Raw genomic sequence first — 15,501 nt, forward strand, 5'->3', positions numbered from 1 at the left:
CATGGACGGTTGTAAGCGGCATGACGGACCGGTAGAGCAGGACGCCCACGGTCAGATCACCGCTCCACCGGGCAGTGGAAGGTCTTACCGTGCCGGCTGTCACCGGACGGATCCGCACGCCCGAAACCCAGCGCACCGGTTACCGGGTCGCGCTGCAAACTCCCGGGGCGTGGAAGTTCTACCTGGCCGCCTCCCTGGCCCGGATCGGCATCGCGATGACCGGCCTCGGCATCGTCTGGTTGATCCACGGAGCAACAGGCTCGTACGGCGCCGCCGGCGCGGTGACGGGTGGTTTCGCGGTCGCCGAGGCCGTCGGTGGTCCGCAGGTGGCCCGGCTGATCGACCGCTACGGGCAGACCCTGATGCTGCCCGTCATCCTGCTCGTGCACGCGCTGGCGGTGGCGCTGCTGATCGGTCTCGCGATCTCCTCGGTAGCACTTGGGTACCTGGTCGTCGCGGGAGTACTTGCCGGCGGATCACTTCCGCAGGTGGGAGCGCAGACAGCAGCTCGCTGGTCGCACGCATTGCGCGGCCAACCCGCCCTGGCATCAGCGTTCGCCCTGGAATCACTGGGCGTCGGCCTTGCCTTCCTGGTCGGTCCGGCTCTGGTCGGCACCATCAGCTCCCTGGTCAGCCCGGTGGCCGGCTCGGCGCTCGCTACCGCGCTCGTCCTGGCAGGAGGCTTCGCCTTGGCGCTCCAGCGCCGTACTGCGCCTCCGCCGAGGGCGCCGAGTCGCCACAGCCACGAGCGACCGGCCACGCTGATGCGGGCGGGGTTCCTCGCGCTCGCCGGAACCAGCATCGCGATCGGCTTGTTCTTCGGAAGCATGCAGGTCTCGGTGACGGCTTTCGCGGTCGGCCGGGGCACCCCGAGCCTGGCCGGGCCGCTGTACAGCGTCACGAGCCTCGTCAGCATGGTGGCTGGAATCGCCTATGGCGCAAGGCGTTGGCGACTGGCCGAGCCGACGCAGTACGTCGTGGCACTGGCTGTGCTGAGTGTGACGACCGTGCCACTGCTCATGGTGAACACGCCGCTCGCACTCGCCATCGCGCTCGCGCTGCCCGGTCTTGCGCTCGCGCCGTTCCAGGTGTTGTCGGCAGTGCTGACCGAGGCCCGGGTCGAACCCGCGGTACTCACTCAAGCCTTCACCTGGCAGAACTCCGGCAGCGCCGCCGGCATAGCACTCGGCGCCGCCTTCGCCGGGCGGGCTGTGGACACCGGCGGCCCGCAGTACGGCTTCATGCTGGCCTTGCTGGCCACCGTCTTCGCCACCGCGATGGCGTGCGTCGTACGGCGATCCGGATGAAGCTGCTCACCGAACTGGCGGCCGGTCAGCGGTAGGTGATCTGGCGCTCGGCGGCGGTGCGCGCCGCGTAGTCGGTGGGGGTGAGGCCGATCTGGTCCTTGAACTCGCGGGTGAAGTGGGCCTGGTCGAAGTAGCCGAGGGCGACGGCCAGGTCGGCGAGCTCGGTGACCCGGCCGCGGGCCAGAAGCTCGGCGCCGTCGTGCAGGCGGTAGCGGCGCAGGACCCACTTCGGGCCGACGCCGACGTACCGGCGGAAGAGGCGTTGCAGCGTGCGGATCGGTACGCCGAACCGCTCGGTGACCTGATCGACCCGGGTGATCGAGCGGTCCTCGGCCATCGCGGCGACGATCCGCCGGACCAGCGCGTACGACGGGTCGTCGGCGACCAGGTGGTCGATCAGGTAGGCCTCGAACACCGCGCGCCGCCGGACGTCGGACTCCGCGGCGAAGATCAGGTCGGCGAGCCGGTCCGCGTCGGGGAAGAGATCGGTCAGCGGCAGCACCTCGTCGCGGAACGAGGCGACGTCGCGCCCGGTCAGCGCGCCGAAGCCCCCGGCCCAGAACTTGACCCCGAAGACCCGGCCCCGCCCGGTCAGCTCGCGCTCGAACTTGCGCGTGCAGACCCCGTTCAGGAACGCACCGCCGGGCTGCTCGAAGGTCACGTTCACGCTCGGGTACGGCAGCACCTCGGCGACGTACGGGGCGGTCAGCTCCCACTCGACGATCCAGTACCACTCGACGAACCGGCCGACGGTCGGCCCCGGGGCGAGCCGGCTGAGCGAACGGTGCCGGGCCTGCTCCTGCGGGTGCAGGATGCCCTTCTCGCTGTCCGTCGGCTGCGTCACGGTGACTGTCGCTTTCTTCCAAGACCCGGAGGGCCGGTACGGCGTTGACTGAACGTCATGACGACGAACACGGTAAACCCCATCCCCGACGGTTATCACTCGCTCACCCCGTACCTGGCCGTCGCCGACGGGCCGAAGGCGATCGAGTTCTACCAGCAGGTCTTCGGCGCCGAGGTGGTCAGCCGGCAGGACATGCCCGACGGCCGGCTCGGGCAGGCGGACCTGCGGTTCGGCAACTCGATGCTGCAGCTCAGCAGCGAGATGCCGCAGATGGGGCTGCGGGCACCGAACGGCGAGTGGGTGCACTCCTCGCTGGTGCACTACGTGCCGGACGTGGACGCCACCTTCGCGAAGGCGATCGAGGCCGGCGCCCGCGAGGTCGCGGCGGTCTCGACGTTCATGACCGGCGACCGGTACGGCACCCTGATCGACCCGTTCGGGCACCGCTGGGCGATCCTCACCAAGGTCGAGGACGTCTCGCCGGAGGAGGCCGACCGGCGGGTGAAGGAGTGGCTGGCGTCGAACCCGGCCGAGCTCAACGAGGCCTAAGGCAACAGAGCGCAGGGCACAAGGAAGCGGCCCGCCGGAACCGTCCCCTGCGGCAGTTTCGGCGGGCCGCTGACTAAGAGTGTGCACGTGATCACGGAAAATGGCAACCCCGGTTCGCGGTGCAGATCACTGACACGGAAACCTCTGCACGGTCCGCGGGTCCGGTAGGCTTCGGTCGTAAGAGCCTGGAACGCTTGCCGGATGAACGTCTGGTGAAGTGTGCCGGGCTTCACCGTTTCCAGCGGCCGGCTCTTCAAGGCGATGGCGCCAAGAGCCGACGCGTTGAAGAGGAGGGCTGAGATGCCCGCAATCGTGCTCGTCGGCGCCCAGTGGGGCGATGAGGGCAAAGGCAAGGCGACCGATCTGCTCGGCAACACCGGGACCGCGATCGACTACGTGGTGAAGTTCAACGGCGGCAACAACGCCGGCCACACCGTTGTCATCGGCACCGAGAAGTACGCGCTGCACCTGCTGCCGAGCGGGATCCTGACCCCGGGGGTGACCCCCGTGATCGGCAACGGCGTGGTGGTCGACCTGAGCGTCCTGTTCGAGGAGCTGGACGCGCTCCAGGCCCGCGGGGTCGACACGAGCCGGCTGGTGGTGAGCGCCAACGCGCACATCATCCCGCCGTACAACCGGACCCTGGACAAAGTGGCCGAGCGGTTCCTCGGCAGCCGCCGGATCGGCACCACCGGCCGTGGTATCGGGCCGACGTACGCCGACAAGATGAACCGGATCGGGATCCGGATCCAGGACCTGTACGACGAGAAGATCCTCGAGCAGAAGATCACCGGCGCGCTGGAGCAGAAGAACCAGCTGCTGGTGAAGGTCTACAACCGGCGCGCGGTGGAGATCGCCGAGGTCCTGGACGAGCTGCTCGGGTACGCGGAGCGCCTGCGCCCGATGGTCGCCGACACGAGCCTGCTGCTCGGCAAGGCGCTCGACGCGGGCAAGACCGTGCTGATGGAGGCCGGTCAGGCGACGCTGCTCGACGTCGACCACGGAACGTACCCGTTCGTCACGTCGTCGAGCGCGATCTCCGCGGGTGCGTGCACCGGCGCGGGCATCCCGCCGACCCGGATCGACCGCGTGATGGCGGTCGTCAAGGCCTACACCACGCGCGTCGGTGAGGGACCGTTCCCGACCGAGCTGCTGGACGCCGACGGCGAGTGGCTGCGCCAGCAGGGCTTCGAGTTCGGTACGACGACCGGGCGCCCGCGGCGGTGCGGCTGGTACGACGCGGTGATCGCGCGGTACGCGGCCCGGGTCAACGGCGTCACCGACTTCGTGCTCACCAAGCTGGACACGCTGACCGGGCGGGAGAAGATCCCGGTCTGCGTCGCGTACGACGTGAACGGGGTGCGGCACGACGAGATGCCGATGACGCAGACCGACTTCCACCACGCGACGCCGGTCTACGAGGAGCTCGAGGGCTGGGACGAGGACATCACCGGCTGCCGCAACTTCGACGACCTGCCGAAGAACGCCCAGACCTACATCCGCACGGTCGAGGCGATGAGCGGCGCGCCGATCTCGGCGGTCGGGGTCGGCCCGGAGCGCTCGCAGATCATCATGCTCGACACCAGTAACTGAACAACTGAACAGGCCCTTCACAGCTTGCTGTGAAGGGCCTGTTCTCAGTTGATGAACGGCAGGTCGCGGATGACCGGGAGCTGCCGCAGGTCACCGATGGTCGGGCTCGGCAGGTCGGGCAGCTTGAAAGCGTCAGCGAGTGGCGTCCAGTTCGTGCCGGTGTCGTAGGCGCGGAAGGCCAGCACCGCTGTGACGACCAGCAGCGCGAGAGACACGACAGTGCTCAACCAGGCCGGCCGGAACACCGTCCGCAGACCAGCCCGCGCACCCCGTCGTAGCGACCCTCCACCCGGACCGCCCCACGCCGTGAGCAGCCCGAACACAGCGCCGACAGCAACGCTGACCGGAGCCAGCGGACCCCAGTCGAACCCCCTGGCCAGCGCCACGACCAGCGTCGTGACCCCACCGGCGCTGAAGCCGACGATGAGCGGCAGCAGCGCGCTGGGCAGCGACACCAGCGCCGCACTGGCGAGGTGAACCGGGCTGGCGGCAACGGCCACGAGTCCGTCCGACCTGCCGCGGTAGCCGCGGGACTCCCGTCGGCGCAGCAACGCCGTACTGGACTTGTCGACCATCCGGGCCAGCACGGTGAGCGCTGCGGCGACCAGCATGCCGACGACGGGCAGTACGGCGATCAGCGCGGCCAGGGCGAGCAGGAGCGCGAAGAGCAGGCCGCCACGGGAGGCCGGTGGCAGCGGCGGTCCGGACGGGCGCTGCTCCAACGCCTTGTTCTGCTGGGGTCCTGGATGCTGCTGCGGGACCGGATAGTTCTGTGGCTGCGCATAGATCGGACCGGTCGGCGGAGCGTAGTTCGGCCCGGTCACTGGCCCGCCCAGGCCGGCAGGCGCCGCTTGGTACGGCAGCGGCATCGCCGCCGGAGCAGCAGCGCCCGGGACCGGGCTGTACGTCGCCGGGTGCACCGGGACAGCCTTCGCAGCCAGCCGCGCGGCCTTCTGCTCGGCCGCAACGTCCCGCAGCTTGTCGCGGATCGGAGCGAACGCCGACAGCGGCGGGATCACCGAAGGCAGCATTTGAGCAACCTCCGCCGGGTCCGGCTCGCCGGGCATCACCCGGGTGCCGTCGGGCATGACCCGGGTCCCGTCGGGCAGGACCTGAGTGCCGTTGGGCAGGACCTGGGTGCCGACTTCAGCGGCGGACATCACCGTGGTCGGTGGGTGCAGCTGGACGGTCTCGGGTGCGGTCAGCAACGTGGGGGCTTCGGCCGCCGGGACCAGCGCGTCGCGGCCTTCGGCGTACCGGTTGAGGCCGGCCATGATCTCGAGCTGGGTCGGCCGGTTCCGGCGGTCCGGTGACAGCGCAGCGGCGAGCAGCGGCTTCAGCCGCGGGTCCAGTCCCTCCAGGTCGGCCTGGCCGCTGTGGACGCGGCTCAGCACCACCTCGAACGGGCCCTTGCCGAACGGCCGGCGTCCGGTCGCGGCGTAGGCAGCGGTCGCGGCCCAGCCCCACCAGTCGGCCGACTCGGACACCATCTCGCCCTCGATCAGCTCCGGCGCCAGGTATCCCGGCGTACCGATGACGAGCCCGGTCTGCGTCAGCCGCAGGTCGTCAGCCGCCTGGGCGATGCCGAAGTCGATCATCACCGGCTTGCCGTTGAGCATCATCACGTTGCCCGGCTTGAGGTCGCGGTGGATCACCCCGGCCGCGTGGATCGCCTGCAGCGACTCGGCCAGGCAGCCGGCCAGCGGCAGCCAGCGCTGCGGCGTCAGCGGCCCGCGGTCGTCCACCTGCTCGTCCAGCGGCCGTCCCGGGATGAAGCGCGTCACCAGGTACGGCCGGTCGCCCCGCAGGTCGTAGTCGAGCACGCCGGCCACGCCAGGGTGGTCGACCCGCCGCAGCGTCGTCGCCTCGCGCTCCAGCCGCGCCCGCGCGGTCGGGTCGTGCGCCACGTGCGACCGCAGCACCTTGAGTGCGACCTCGCGCCGCTCGGGCCCTTCGGCGAGGTAGACCACACCCATGCCGCCCTGCCCGAGGCGCCGGATCAGCCGGTACGGCCCGATCCGCTCCTCCACCTCCACCGGCTTCTCGACCGGCAGGCCCCCTGTACCCGACATGCCATCTACCGTACGTCGGCACCAGCCCACCTGCCCTGGCTCGACCGCATGACCCGGGAGGTAATCGTCGCGATACACATCTGCGCCAGCCTGGTGTGCAGCAGCCGACCGCCAGGAGGAACCGAGATGACGCACTACGCGATCAATGTACTCACGTGAAGGACGCGGCCGGTGCCTCGGGGCGGTGGGCGCCGGCCGCGTCCTGGTTCAGGTGACGGGCAGCTTGAAGGCCAGAAGGGCGGTGCCGGTCGCGTTGGTGATCCAGGGGCCGGCGCCGATGTGGCCCTGGTAGGTCAGGCCGGTGACGCCGGTCGCCGGGCCGGACAGGGTGAGCACGAGCTTGCCGCCGGGCTGGTAGGCCACGGAGCTGATCGTCACGGCTCCGCCTTCCAGCACGAAATTGGCGGCGACTCCGGCGCCGACGGTGAGCGGATCGGTCGACCGGAGCTGTACGACGAGCTGCGACCCGCCGGCGGTCACCCGGGACGGGTTCGGCGGAGCGACACCGGCCGACGGGCCGCCGTACAGGTCTCTGCCGACCACAGCGAACGTGTGGTCGCCCATCTCGCGGTAGCCGCCGATGTAGGCGTAGTGGCAGCCGTCGTGGCCCGACAGCCCGTTGGTGGACAGCAGCGTCACCCCAGCCGTGTCGCCGAGCTGGCGCTGGGCCTCACGGACGTTCATGGTGGTCGTCGTACCGCAGGGGGACGTACGCACTTGGTACACGTAGTACTTGGCAGCACCGAAGTCGGAGCGCCAGTCCTGCAGCAGTGTGTTGAACCCGCCGACGTGGACCGCGGCGTTGTCGTTGTCGGACTCGCCCTGGTACCAGAGCACTCCCTTGACGCTGTCCAGCACACCAGCGGCCTGCAGGCGTTGCCGGAGCCGGCCGTAGTTCGTGGCGAGGTCGTCGGGGTTGCTGTCGTTGCGCTGGAAGAAGCTGATCGGCTGACCGCCGTGGGCGCCGTTGAAGATCGCCACGGGCACCTTGTACCGGTCCACGATCTTGCGGCCCATCCGGATCGCCCACTGGCCGACCGAGCCGGACTGGTTGGTCACGTCACCGGTCGCGTAGTGCCAGACCCGGTCCGCGCCGGAGATGGTGCCGTCCGACGTCGGCGTACCGAAGCTGCGCAGGTACGGCGACTCCTCCCCGTTCGCGGCACCGTTGAACTTGGCTGCCTCCGCGTTGGACTGTCCCTGAACCACCAGCACGTCACCGGAGACCACACCGTCCCGGCGAGTGACCACCCGGTCGACACCGGGCCCAGTGGCTCGCAGCTCGAAGCTGTACTCGTGCAGCCCGGCAGTGATCCGCGGAGTGAAGCGGAACGACCTGGACGAGGAGGTGAAGGTCTCGGTCCGGCCGGCGCCGGTCACCCGCAGCTGCACCCGCCGTACTCGCGGATCGATGACAGCACCCGCAACCGGTACGACGGCGCCGTTGCGGCCGTCCCGCGGTACGAGCTGCCGGTCCTGCGGCGACTCCGTCACGCTCACCAGAGACGTGCGGACGTACGCCGTCAGCCGGCGCTGCGAGTAGCGGTTCGCGTTGCTGGCGAACGTCCAGTCGGGCTGGCCGCTCAGGTTGGTGCCGATGCCCAGCGACAGCAGGCCGTTGGCCGACTCGGTGAACGTGTTGATCGCGAACACCGGCTTGGCCGCGATGCTCGACGGCCGGGCCGCACCGATCTGGCCGACCTGGAACGAGCCGTAGCCGAGTGGTGAGGTCGGGTTGTCGTCCGTGTCGAACGTGATCGACGACGCGTTGGCGACCTGGGTGCTGGCGCTCTCCTGGTACTGGTTGGGCCACATCTCCAGGTAACCGGTCTGGCCGCTGCCGTTGGTCACGCCCGGCACGTTCGAGCGGACCTCCAGGTCACCGACCCGCTGCCGGACGAGCTCACCAGGGCGCGTCGGCAGTCCGATCCGGGAGGCGGTCGCGGTGAACGGCTCCATCGCCGTCCAGACCCACTGCGGTCCGTCCGGCCCGTTCAGCTCGACGCAGTAGCCGACCCGGTCGAAGTTGGAGCCGACCTCACCGGTCCGGTCCAGGCTGTACGGCGGGGTCTGGTTCAGGTAGCTGCCGCGTTCCGGCAGGTCGAGCTGGAGCACAGGGGTGAAGCCTGTCGCCGCACTGTCGCAGGAGGTCGCCGCGGCGCCGTGCACTGCCGAGGCGGGAGTGATCAGGGCTGTGAGGGAGGCGCCGCTGGCCAGCACCGTGGTGGCGACGGCGATGAGGAAACCGGTGTGGGAGCGACGTACCAGGGCGCGGGCGGGCGCAGAACGAGGCATGGACGGACCTCCGGTGGCGGGTTGTCTCCACCATGGGTAGCGGTCCGCTCACTGTTCGTGCGAGCACCTTGCGCCCAGCGGTCTCATCCCTGCGCCCAGTGGCAGCTTTCCGGCCCTGGCCAGATCTTCGCGAAGAGCGGCCACCGGACGGCTGGCAGGGACCGGGCGCAGCCGGTGGGATGGAGCCCATGAGGATCGAGATGCTGGTGTTCGACGGTGTGGACGAGATGGACGTGATGGGCCCGTTCGAGGTCTGGAGCCACGCGGCGGCCAAGTCCGGCGAGCTGGAGGTCGTACTGGTCGGGCTGGACGGCCCGGTCGAGGTCACCGGCATGCACGGGCTGCAGTTCCGCGCACCAGCCGGTCTCGGTACGCCGAACGGCCTGTTCGTTCCCGGTGGCGGCTGGCTCAACCAGGCCGACAGCGGCGCGTGGGCGGAGGCGCAGCGCGGCGTACTGCCGGCCCGGCTGGCCGAGCTGGCCCCACAGCTCGACTGGATCTCCTCGGTCTGCACCGGCTCGATGCTGCTCGGTGAGGCCGGGCTGGTGAAGGGCCGCCCGGCCACCACGAACCGCAACGCCTGGGAGGACTTCAGAGCGGCGTACGGGCCTGAGCTGAAGGAGAACCGGGTCGTCGACGACGGCACGCTGATCACCGCCGGCGGCATCACCGCGGGCATCGACCTGGCCCTGCGCATCGTCGAGCGCCATCTGGCGCCCGACCTGGCCGACCGCATCGCCGGGTCGATGGAGTACACCCGCGACCGCGACCTCTACGTCAGCGCCGCCTGAGCAGCACGCCGCGGCTGCCGCGCTTGCGGAGGTAGGCGCGGCCTCCGACGACCGGCTCGAACCGCGGACCCACCAGCTCGACCTGCTGCTCGACACTCCAGCCGGACGGCCAGGACTGCGCCGCCAGCCTCACCGGCTCCATCGCCACGAACAGGTGGTCCGTCGGGAAGCGGTCCAGCAGGGCCAGGTCCGGCTCGTAGTACAGCATCTCGATCAGCAGGTACGCCGCTCCGGTGAGCCGCCGGGTGGTCGCCAGGTCCTCGTAGCTGTGTGGGTGCACCCGTACGTCGTCCTGCAACGCGCGAAGCCGTCCGTAGAAGACAGGGTTCGGCTCGGTCGCGTCGACCGAGTACCCGCCGGCCAGCAGCCGCCGGGTCAGCGCACCCTCGCAGGCCCCCACCTCGATCACCCGCCCAGCCACCGGGTCCAGGTGCGACCGCACCCAGGCCGCCGTCGCGTCCAGCCGCTCCAGCTCGTACGGCGACGTTGCGAACTCCCACGGGTCGGGCACCGCGGCGGCGTTCTCGCCCAGGCTGCCCATCAGCGCGAACAGCCGGGCCCGCTCGTCCGGTGTGGATCCGAAGAACCGCTCGACGGCGTGGACCCTGCCGGTGAGCAGAGCGTCGTCGTCCTGCTCGTCCAGCCCGAGCAGGTCGGTGGCGTGGGTGTTGACGAAGTCCAGCTTGGCCTCGACCAGCGCCGGGCTGAGCTGCTCGTCGGTGTCGGTGACCCACTGGAACCACTGCGCGTCGCCGACCGCGTGCAGCACCGGCGCACGGCGTACGAGACCTGCGAGCTCGAAGCCCCAGCGGCCGCGGCGCTCGCGGCCGTCGGCCGGGTTGTGGGTCCAGACGGTCGCCTCGACGTCGCCGGTCTCCAGGGCGATCGCGTCGGCGGCGGCGCCGGGGGAGAACGGCTTGGCGCTGTCGGACGAGGTGCCGAGCAGTTCGGCGAGTGGAGCGAGCCGGCCGGCCAGCGGGACCCCCACCGGCAGCTTCAGGTAGGTACCGCGGTCGGCGACGAGCAGATGGACCTCACGGCCGCGGCCGGGGTCGAGAACGGACAGGAAATCGACGACTACATCTTCCGGACGGAGAACAGCAACGACATCGATCACTCGCCTATTTTACGCAAGCTCTCTGCGAAATGCAGGTTGAAGCGTGTTGGCTCAGTCCCTCAAGAGCGCGGCGACCGCCTCGGTGACGATCTGGCGCCGGTCGGCCGTCGATGTCCGGTCGACCAGCGCGGCGTACTCGGGGGTCATGTTCGCCCACAGGGCCGCCTGGTGGATGACCAGGCTGAGCAGCACGATCGGCTCGTACCTGCTGGGCAGTACGCCGTCGCGCTGCGCCTGCGCGATCGCCTCGGTCTTGTGCCGGTTGCTCTCGACGATCGCGTCCAGGGGATCGGTCGTGCCGGCTCGCTCCAGCCGGTACCAGGTCGCGAGCCGCTGGATCTCTGGGTGCTGCTCGTAGCCGTCGAACAGGCGGCCGGCGTACTCGGGAAGGTCGGTCGCGTCGATCGGCGTGCCCTGCACGGTGTGCTCGACGATCTCGTTGAAGACTGCGTCGAACAGGCCGTCCTTGCTGCCGAAGTAGTGGTAGATCTGCGCCTTGTTCGAGCCGGACTCGGCGGCGATCCGGTCCACCCGCGCGCCGGCGATGCCGTACGCGCTGAACTCCTGGCGAGCCGCCTGCAGCAGTCGCTTCTTGGTCGCCTCAGCGTCTCCGGCCATGCCGCGAGGATACCTCACTAACTAGATAGTTGACTGGCGTCGACGTGCGTGCTTCACTTCAACTAACTAGTCAGTCAGCGAGCAGAGGAGTCGCACGATGAAGGTCTTTCTGGTCACCGGGAGCTCACGAGGCCTCGGTCGTGAGATCGCCCAGGCCGCACTCGCCGCCGGCCACCAGGTCGTCGCGACGGCCCGTCGGCCCGAGCAGTTGGCCGACCTGGTCAGCCAGTACGGCGACCAGGTGCGCGCCGTCGCGCTGGACGTGACCGATCTGGCCGCCGCCGAATCCGCGGTCCAGGCCGCCGTCGACGCGTTCGGGCGGCTGGACGTGGTCGTGAACAACGCCGGCTACGCCAACTTCGTGGCCTTCGAGGACATTCCGATGGACGACTTCCGCGAGCAGGTCGAGACGAACCTGTTCGGCGTGGTCAACGTGACCCGGGCGGCGCTGCCGGTCTTCCGGGCGCAGGGCTCCGGGTACTTCGTCCAGGTCTCGTCGTCGGGCGGCCGAGCCGTCGCGCCGGGGCTGTCGGCGTACCAGGCAGCGAAGTGGGCCGTCGGCGGCTTCTCAGGAGTGCTCGCCCGTGAGCTCAACCCGCTGGGCATCAAGGTCACCGTGCTGGAGCCGGGCGGCATGAGCACCGACTGGGCCGGGTCCTCGATGAAGGTCTACCCGGTGAGCGAGGCGTACGAGCCGTCCATCGGCCGGCTGCGTGACTACATGGCCAACGGGCTCGCCGGAAGCGACCCGGCGAAGGTCGCGCAGGTCATCCTGCAGTTGGCGGACAGCGAAGAGGTGCCGGAGCGACTTCTGCTGGGGAGCGACGCCGCGATGGTTGTCGAGGACTACGAGAAGACGCGGGCGGCCGAAGGGGAACGGTGGATCGAGACGACCCGGTCGACCGACGCCGATGGTGGCATCACGCGGGACCCACTGGCCCACCTCTGACGTAACTTCACGGAGTGAGAACGATCTGGATGCTGGCCGCCGTGCTGCTGGTCGGCGGGTGCGGGACCGAGGTCGCGAGCAAGGGGGCCCCGCCGCCGGCGACGCCGGTTCCGACCGGCAAGGCGACCGGCGGCCCGATCCCGACCCCGCCGCCGAAGGTGTGCCCCGCGTCCGGCGCACAGGTCAGCGTCGGGCCGGTCGAGGCGGCGCTGGGGCATCGCGCGGTCGTACTCACGGTCACCAACTGCAGGCCTGAAGCCCTGACGCTCAAAGGGTATCCGGCGGTCGTCGTACTGGACTACTGGCGTAAGCCGCTGGGGACCACGGTCGCGCACGAATCGTCGTACATGGCGATCGATCCGGGGCCGGAGCGGCTGCGGCTGGCCAAGGGGCAGACCGCGCTGGCAGTAGTTGCCTGGAGCAACACTGTGGCGGCCGGGCCCGACCCGGTGACCGGGCAGTTCCTGAAGGTCGCGGCGAGCAACGGGGACGCCCAGGCCGTCTGGCCGGTGGTCACCGATCTCGGGACCACCGGCAAGCTCGAAGTGACGGCCTGGGCGCGGAAGCTGAAGACCTAGGCCTTGAAGACCTAGGCCTTGAGCGCCTCGTAGACGTCCTCGATCTCGGCGGACGGAGCGCCCTTGGCGAAGCGGGCGGTGTCGTCGGCGAGCACCTCGTGGGCGCCGCTCTCGACGCCGTCCAGGGCGGCCTTCGCGATGTCGACCGGGTTCTCCTTGGGGGCCGTGACGGTGGTGGTCATGTCGGTGTCGACGTAGCCCATGTGCAGGGCGGTGACGCCGATGTTCTTGTCGAGCAGTTCGAGCCGCAGGGCGTTGGACTGCGACCAGAAGGCGGACTTCGTGGCGGCGTACGCGCCGTGGTAGGCGACCCAGGACAGGGCGGACAGCATGTTCAGGATCTGGCCGCCGCCGTTGCGCTCGATCACCGGCACGAACGCGCGGGTCAGCTGCAGCGGGCCGAAGAAGTTGACCTCCATGAGCAGGCGGATGTCCTCGATCGGGCTGCCCAGGTAGGAGTTGCCGGTGACGTCGATGCCGGCGTTGTTGACCAGCACGGTCACGTCCGGCGCGGCCTTGACCAGCGCGTCGATCGAGGCCTGGTCGGTGATCTCGAGCGGGAGCGTCACGACGCGCGGGTCGGTGCTCGGCTCGGGCTTGCGGGAGGTCGCGTAGACCTTGGCCGCGCCGCGGCCGAGCAGGTCGTCGACGACGGCCTTGCCGATGCCGCGGTTGCCGCCGGTGACGAGGACGACGGCGCCTTGCAGTGAAGTCATGAGGTGCTCCGGAGTTCGTTCATGCTTAGAAACTGATCGGTTTACATCGAACATACACCGATCGGTTTCGTTCGCCAAAACGGGGCGGTACGCTCGACGTATGAAGAGCCAGGCAACATCGCGTGAACGGCTGCTCGAGGCCGCGAGCGACCTGTTCTACAGCGACGGCGTCAACATCGGCGTGGACGCACTGTGCAAGGCCGCGGGAGTCTCGAAGAAGTCGATGTACCAGCTGTTCCGGTCCAAGGACGAGGTGATCGCGGAGAGCCTGGCCGCCCGCGGTCCGTACTACAACGCCCTGCTGCTGCCGAGCCCGGACGACGAGCGCTCCCCGCGGGAGCGGATCCTGTCGGTCTTCGAACGCCAGGACGAGATCGCCGCCGCCGTCGACTTCCAGGGCTGCCCGTTCGTCTCCACCGCGACCGAGCTGAAGAACCCCGAGCACCCCGGCAGCGTCGTGGCCCGGCACTTCAAGCAGGCCCTGACCGACTTCTTCCGCGCCGAGCTGTCCCGCACCCACGCCGAGGACCCCGACATCCTGGCCATCCAGCTCACGATGGTCTTCGACGGCGCCGGTGCGCGCGCGGTCGTCCGCGCGCAACCGCTGCAGAACGTCGGCGTCGTCCTCGCCGCGACCGTGCTGCAGGCAGCCGGCGTACGCGACGAACAGTTCGCCGCGCACGCCCGCTGACGCGCACGCTCGCTAACGCGCACGCCCGCTACTCCCGGGCTTCCTGGCTTCCTGGCTTCCGGGACCCTCCTCTTTCCTCGGCGCCGCCGGCCGCAGGCCGGCGGCGCCGAGTGTCAGCTGGTCAGTGTCGCCAGCTCGGCACCGGCGAGCAGGAAGGCTCCGACGCCGAAGTCCGCCGTCGAGTCGTAGGTGATCGGCTGGCTCGACTCCGGCCGGTCGCCGACCTTCTGCACGTAGCCGAGGAACCCGTCGGGGTGCACGGCCGTGGCCACCATCCCGTTCCACGCCTTCGCCGCCGTCGCGCGGTAAGTTGCCGAAGGCACCAATCCGTTCTTCACGGCGTACGCCGTCGCGTAGCAGAAGAACGCCGTCCCGCTCGTCTCCGGCCCGGGCAGATGGTCGGCGTCGCCGAGGTTCACGTTCCAGAACCCGTCGGCCCGCTGGATCGGCCGCAACGCGCCCACCAGCTGCGTCAGCGTGCTCTTGTACTCGGCAACGTTCCCCTGCCCGGAAGGCAACGCCTTAAGGGTTTTCACGTGCCCAGCGGCGACCCATCCGTTGCCGCGCGACCACAGCACCGGCTTGCCGTTCGGTGACACGATCTTGCCCGGCAGGAAACGGTCGTCGCGGTACCACAGCCCGCTCGACGAGACCCACAGGCCGCGGCGCCGCTTGGTGTCGCCGTACAGCTGGTAGAGCTTCGACCAGTACGCCGGGTCGTTGCGCAGCCGCCCGATCCGCGCGAACGGTGGCATCGCCATGTGCAGCGCGTCGTCCCACCACCAGTCGTCGATCTTGCTGCCGGCCACCATGCGCCGCAGCGTCTCGGTGGCGCCGGTCAGCTTGTCGGGCGACGGCTCCACGTCGTACAGGTCGAGGTAGGCCTGGATCGCGTTGTGGTTGTCGGCGTGCCGGGTCTGCACGCCCTCGCGGATCCCGTACCGGTGCTTCTCGGCCCAGCTGCGGGTGTAGTCGAGGTAGCGCTTCTCGTTGGTGAGCCGGTACGCCGCCATCAGACCGCTGAAGAAGGTCGCGCGGGCCCAGCCGTTGTCACCGGAGTCGGTGTGGCCGGCGATCCACTGGTCGGCGACCCGGCGGACCAGGGCGATGATCTGCGCCCGCGACGGGACGACGTCGGACGGCGGAGCGGCGTACGCGGTGCTGGTGACGGAGGGTAGTGCCGGGGCGGCCAGAGCGACGGTTCCGAGGGTGAGGAACTGGCGTCTTTTCATGGGACAAGACCTCACTTCGTTCCAGAGGTGTGGGACAAACCAGAGTTTTGTTCCACAGTGAAGTTTCTTCGTCCTTGGATATTGACGTGTTCACCCTGTGTCGTCAAACTTCCGAAAAGACCCTGCGGTAATGGGGGAATCGCAGTGTC

At 69.6% G+C, this 15,501-nt stretch carries 14 protein-coding genes; 7 read left to right on the top strand and 7 right to left on the bottom strand.

The window, feature by feature from the left end; translation table 11 throughout:
- Nucleotides 1–89: 89 nt before the first annotated feature.
- The gene (locus tag ACLQ2O_RS05185) at nt 90–1,307 is read left to right on the top strand and encodes an MFS transporter (RefSeq protein WP_425827710.1); all 1,218 of its coding nucleotides are present in this window, start codon (nt 90–92) and stop codon (nt 1,305–1,307) included.
- A 25-nt stretch (nt 1,308–1,332) separates the two neighbouring features.
- Here the strand turns inward: ACLQ2O_RS05185 and ACLQ2O_RS05190 are convergent, their stop codons facing one another.
- Nucleotides 1,333–2,151 carry a DUF6597 domain-containing transcriptional factor gene (locus ACLQ2O_RS05190; protein WP_425827712.1) on the bottom strand — a complete coding sequence of 273 codons (819 nt, stop codon included), beginning with the start codon at nt 2,149–2,151 and terminating at the stop codon, nt 1,333–1,335.
- 57 nt (nt 2,152–2,208) lie between these two features.
- On the opposite strand from ACLQ2O_RS05190, the gene ACLQ2O_RS05195 reads away from it, so the two are divergent.
- Entirely contained in the window at nt 2,209–2,700 is a 492-nt protein-coding gene (locus ACLQ2O_RS05195; protein ID WP_425827714.1) for a VOC family protein, read from the top strand.
- 300 nt (nt 2,701–3,000) lie between these two features.
- Nucleotides 3,001–4,293 carry an adenylosuccinate synthase gene (locus tag ACLQ2O_RS05200; RefSeq protein ID WP_425827716.1) on the top strand — a complete coding sequence of 431 codons (1,293 nt, stop codon included), beginning with the start codon at nt 3,001–3,003 and terminating at the stop codon, nt 4,291–4,293.
- A gap of 44 nt (nt 4,294–4,337) precedes the next feature.
- Here the strand turns inward: ACLQ2O_RS05200 and ACLQ2O_RS05205 are convergent, their stop codons facing one another.
- Entirely contained in the window at nt 4,338–6,365 is a 2,028-nt protein-coding gene (locus tag ACLQ2O_RS05205) for a protein kinase domain-containing protein (RefSeq protein ID WP_425827718.1), read from the bottom strand.
- Nucleotides 6,366–6,572: 207 nt separating this feature from the next.
- Nucleotides 6,573–8,660, bottom strand: a complete 2,088-nt coding sequence (locus ACLQ2O_RS05210) for a sialate O-acetylesterase (protein ID WP_425827720.1) — start codon at nt 8,658–8,660, stop codon at nt 6,573–6,575.
- A 188-nt stretch (nt 8,661–8,848) separates the two neighbouring features.
- Between ACLQ2O_RS05210 and ACLQ2O_RS05215 the strand changes: the two genes are divergently transcribed.
- Nucleotides 8,849–9,451, top strand: a complete 603-nt coding sequence (locus tag ACLQ2O_RS05215) for a DJ-1/PfpI family protein (protein ID WP_425827722.1) — start codon at nt 8,849–8,851, stop codon at nt 9,449–9,451.
- Here the strand turns inward: ACLQ2O_RS05215 and ACLQ2O_RS05220 are convergent.
- Together ACLQ2O_RS05220 and ACLQ2O_RS05225 are read right to left on the bottom strand one after the other, a co-directional pair.
- Nucleotides 9,438–10,568, bottom strand: coding sequence for a hypothetical protein (locus tag ACLQ2O_RS05220; protein ID WP_425827724.1), 1,131 nt, complete (start codon nt 10,566–10,568; stop codon nt 9,438–9,440). The two genes, ACLQ2O_RS05215 and ACLQ2O_RS05220, sit on opposite strands and share 14 nt — an antisense overlap.
- A gap of 51 nt (nt 10,569–10,619) precedes the next feature.
- Complete coding sequence (locus ACLQ2O_RS05225; RefSeq protein WP_425827726.1) at nt 10,620–11,186, bottom strand: TetR family transcriptional regulator; 567 nt, start codon at nt 11,184–11,186, stop codon at nt 10,620–10,622.
- Between the two features lie 97 nt (nt 11,187–11,283).
- Between ACLQ2O_RS05225 and ACLQ2O_RS05230 the strand changes: the two genes are divergently transcribed.
- Both ACLQ2O_RS05230 and ACLQ2O_RS05235 read left to right on the top strand, forming a co-directional pair.
- Nucleotides 11,284–12,135 carry an SDR family NAD(P)-dependent oxidoreductase gene (locus ACLQ2O_RS05230; protein ID WP_425827728.1) on the top strand — a complete coding sequence of 284 codons (852 nt, stop codon included), beginning with the start codon at nt 11,284–11,286 and terminating at the stop codon, nt 12,133–12,135.
- 14 nt (nt 12,136–12,149) lie between these two features.
- Nucleotides 12,150–12,713 (top strand): DUF4232 domain-containing protein, encoded by a 564-nt coding sequence (locus tag ACLQ2O_RS05235; RefSeq protein ID WP_425827730.1) that lies wholly within the window; start codon nt 12,150–12,152, stop codon nt 12,711–12,713.
- Between the two features lie 11 nt (nt 12,714–12,724).
- On the opposite strand, the gene ACLQ2O_RS05240 is transcribed toward ACLQ2O_RS05235, so the two are convergent.
- Nucleotides 12,725–13,429 (bottom strand): SDR family oxidoreductase, encoded by a 705-nt coding sequence (locus tag ACLQ2O_RS05240; RefSeq protein WP_425827732.1) that lies wholly within the window; start codon nt 13,427–13,429, stop codon nt 12,725–12,727.
- Between the two features lie 100 nt (nt 13,430–13,529).
- Between ACLQ2O_RS05240 and ACLQ2O_RS05245 the strand changes: the two genes are divergently transcribed.
- Nucleotides 13,530–14,120, top strand: a complete 591-nt coding sequence (locus ACLQ2O_RS05245; RefSeq protein WP_425827734.1) for a TetR/AcrR family transcriptional regulator — start codon at nt 13,530–13,532, stop codon at nt 14,118–14,120.
- A 113-nt stretch (nt 14,121–14,233) separates the two neighbouring features.
- Here ACLQ2O_RS05245 and ACLQ2O_RS05250 read toward each other — a convergent pair whose 3' ends face one another.
- Nucleotides 14,234–15,352 carry a glycoside hydrolase family 88 protein gene (locus ACLQ2O_RS05250; RefSeq protein WP_425827736.1) on the bottom strand — a complete coding sequence of 373 codons (1,119 nt, stop codon included), beginning with the start codon at nt 15,350–15,352 and terminating at the stop codon, nt 14,234–14,236.
- Nucleotides 15,353–15,501: the final 149 nt, after the last annotated feature.

Source organism: Kribbella sp. DT2 (assembly GCF_049844575.1).
Lineage (GTDB): Bacteria > Actinomycetota > Actinomycetes > Propionibacteriales > Kribbellaceae > Kribbella.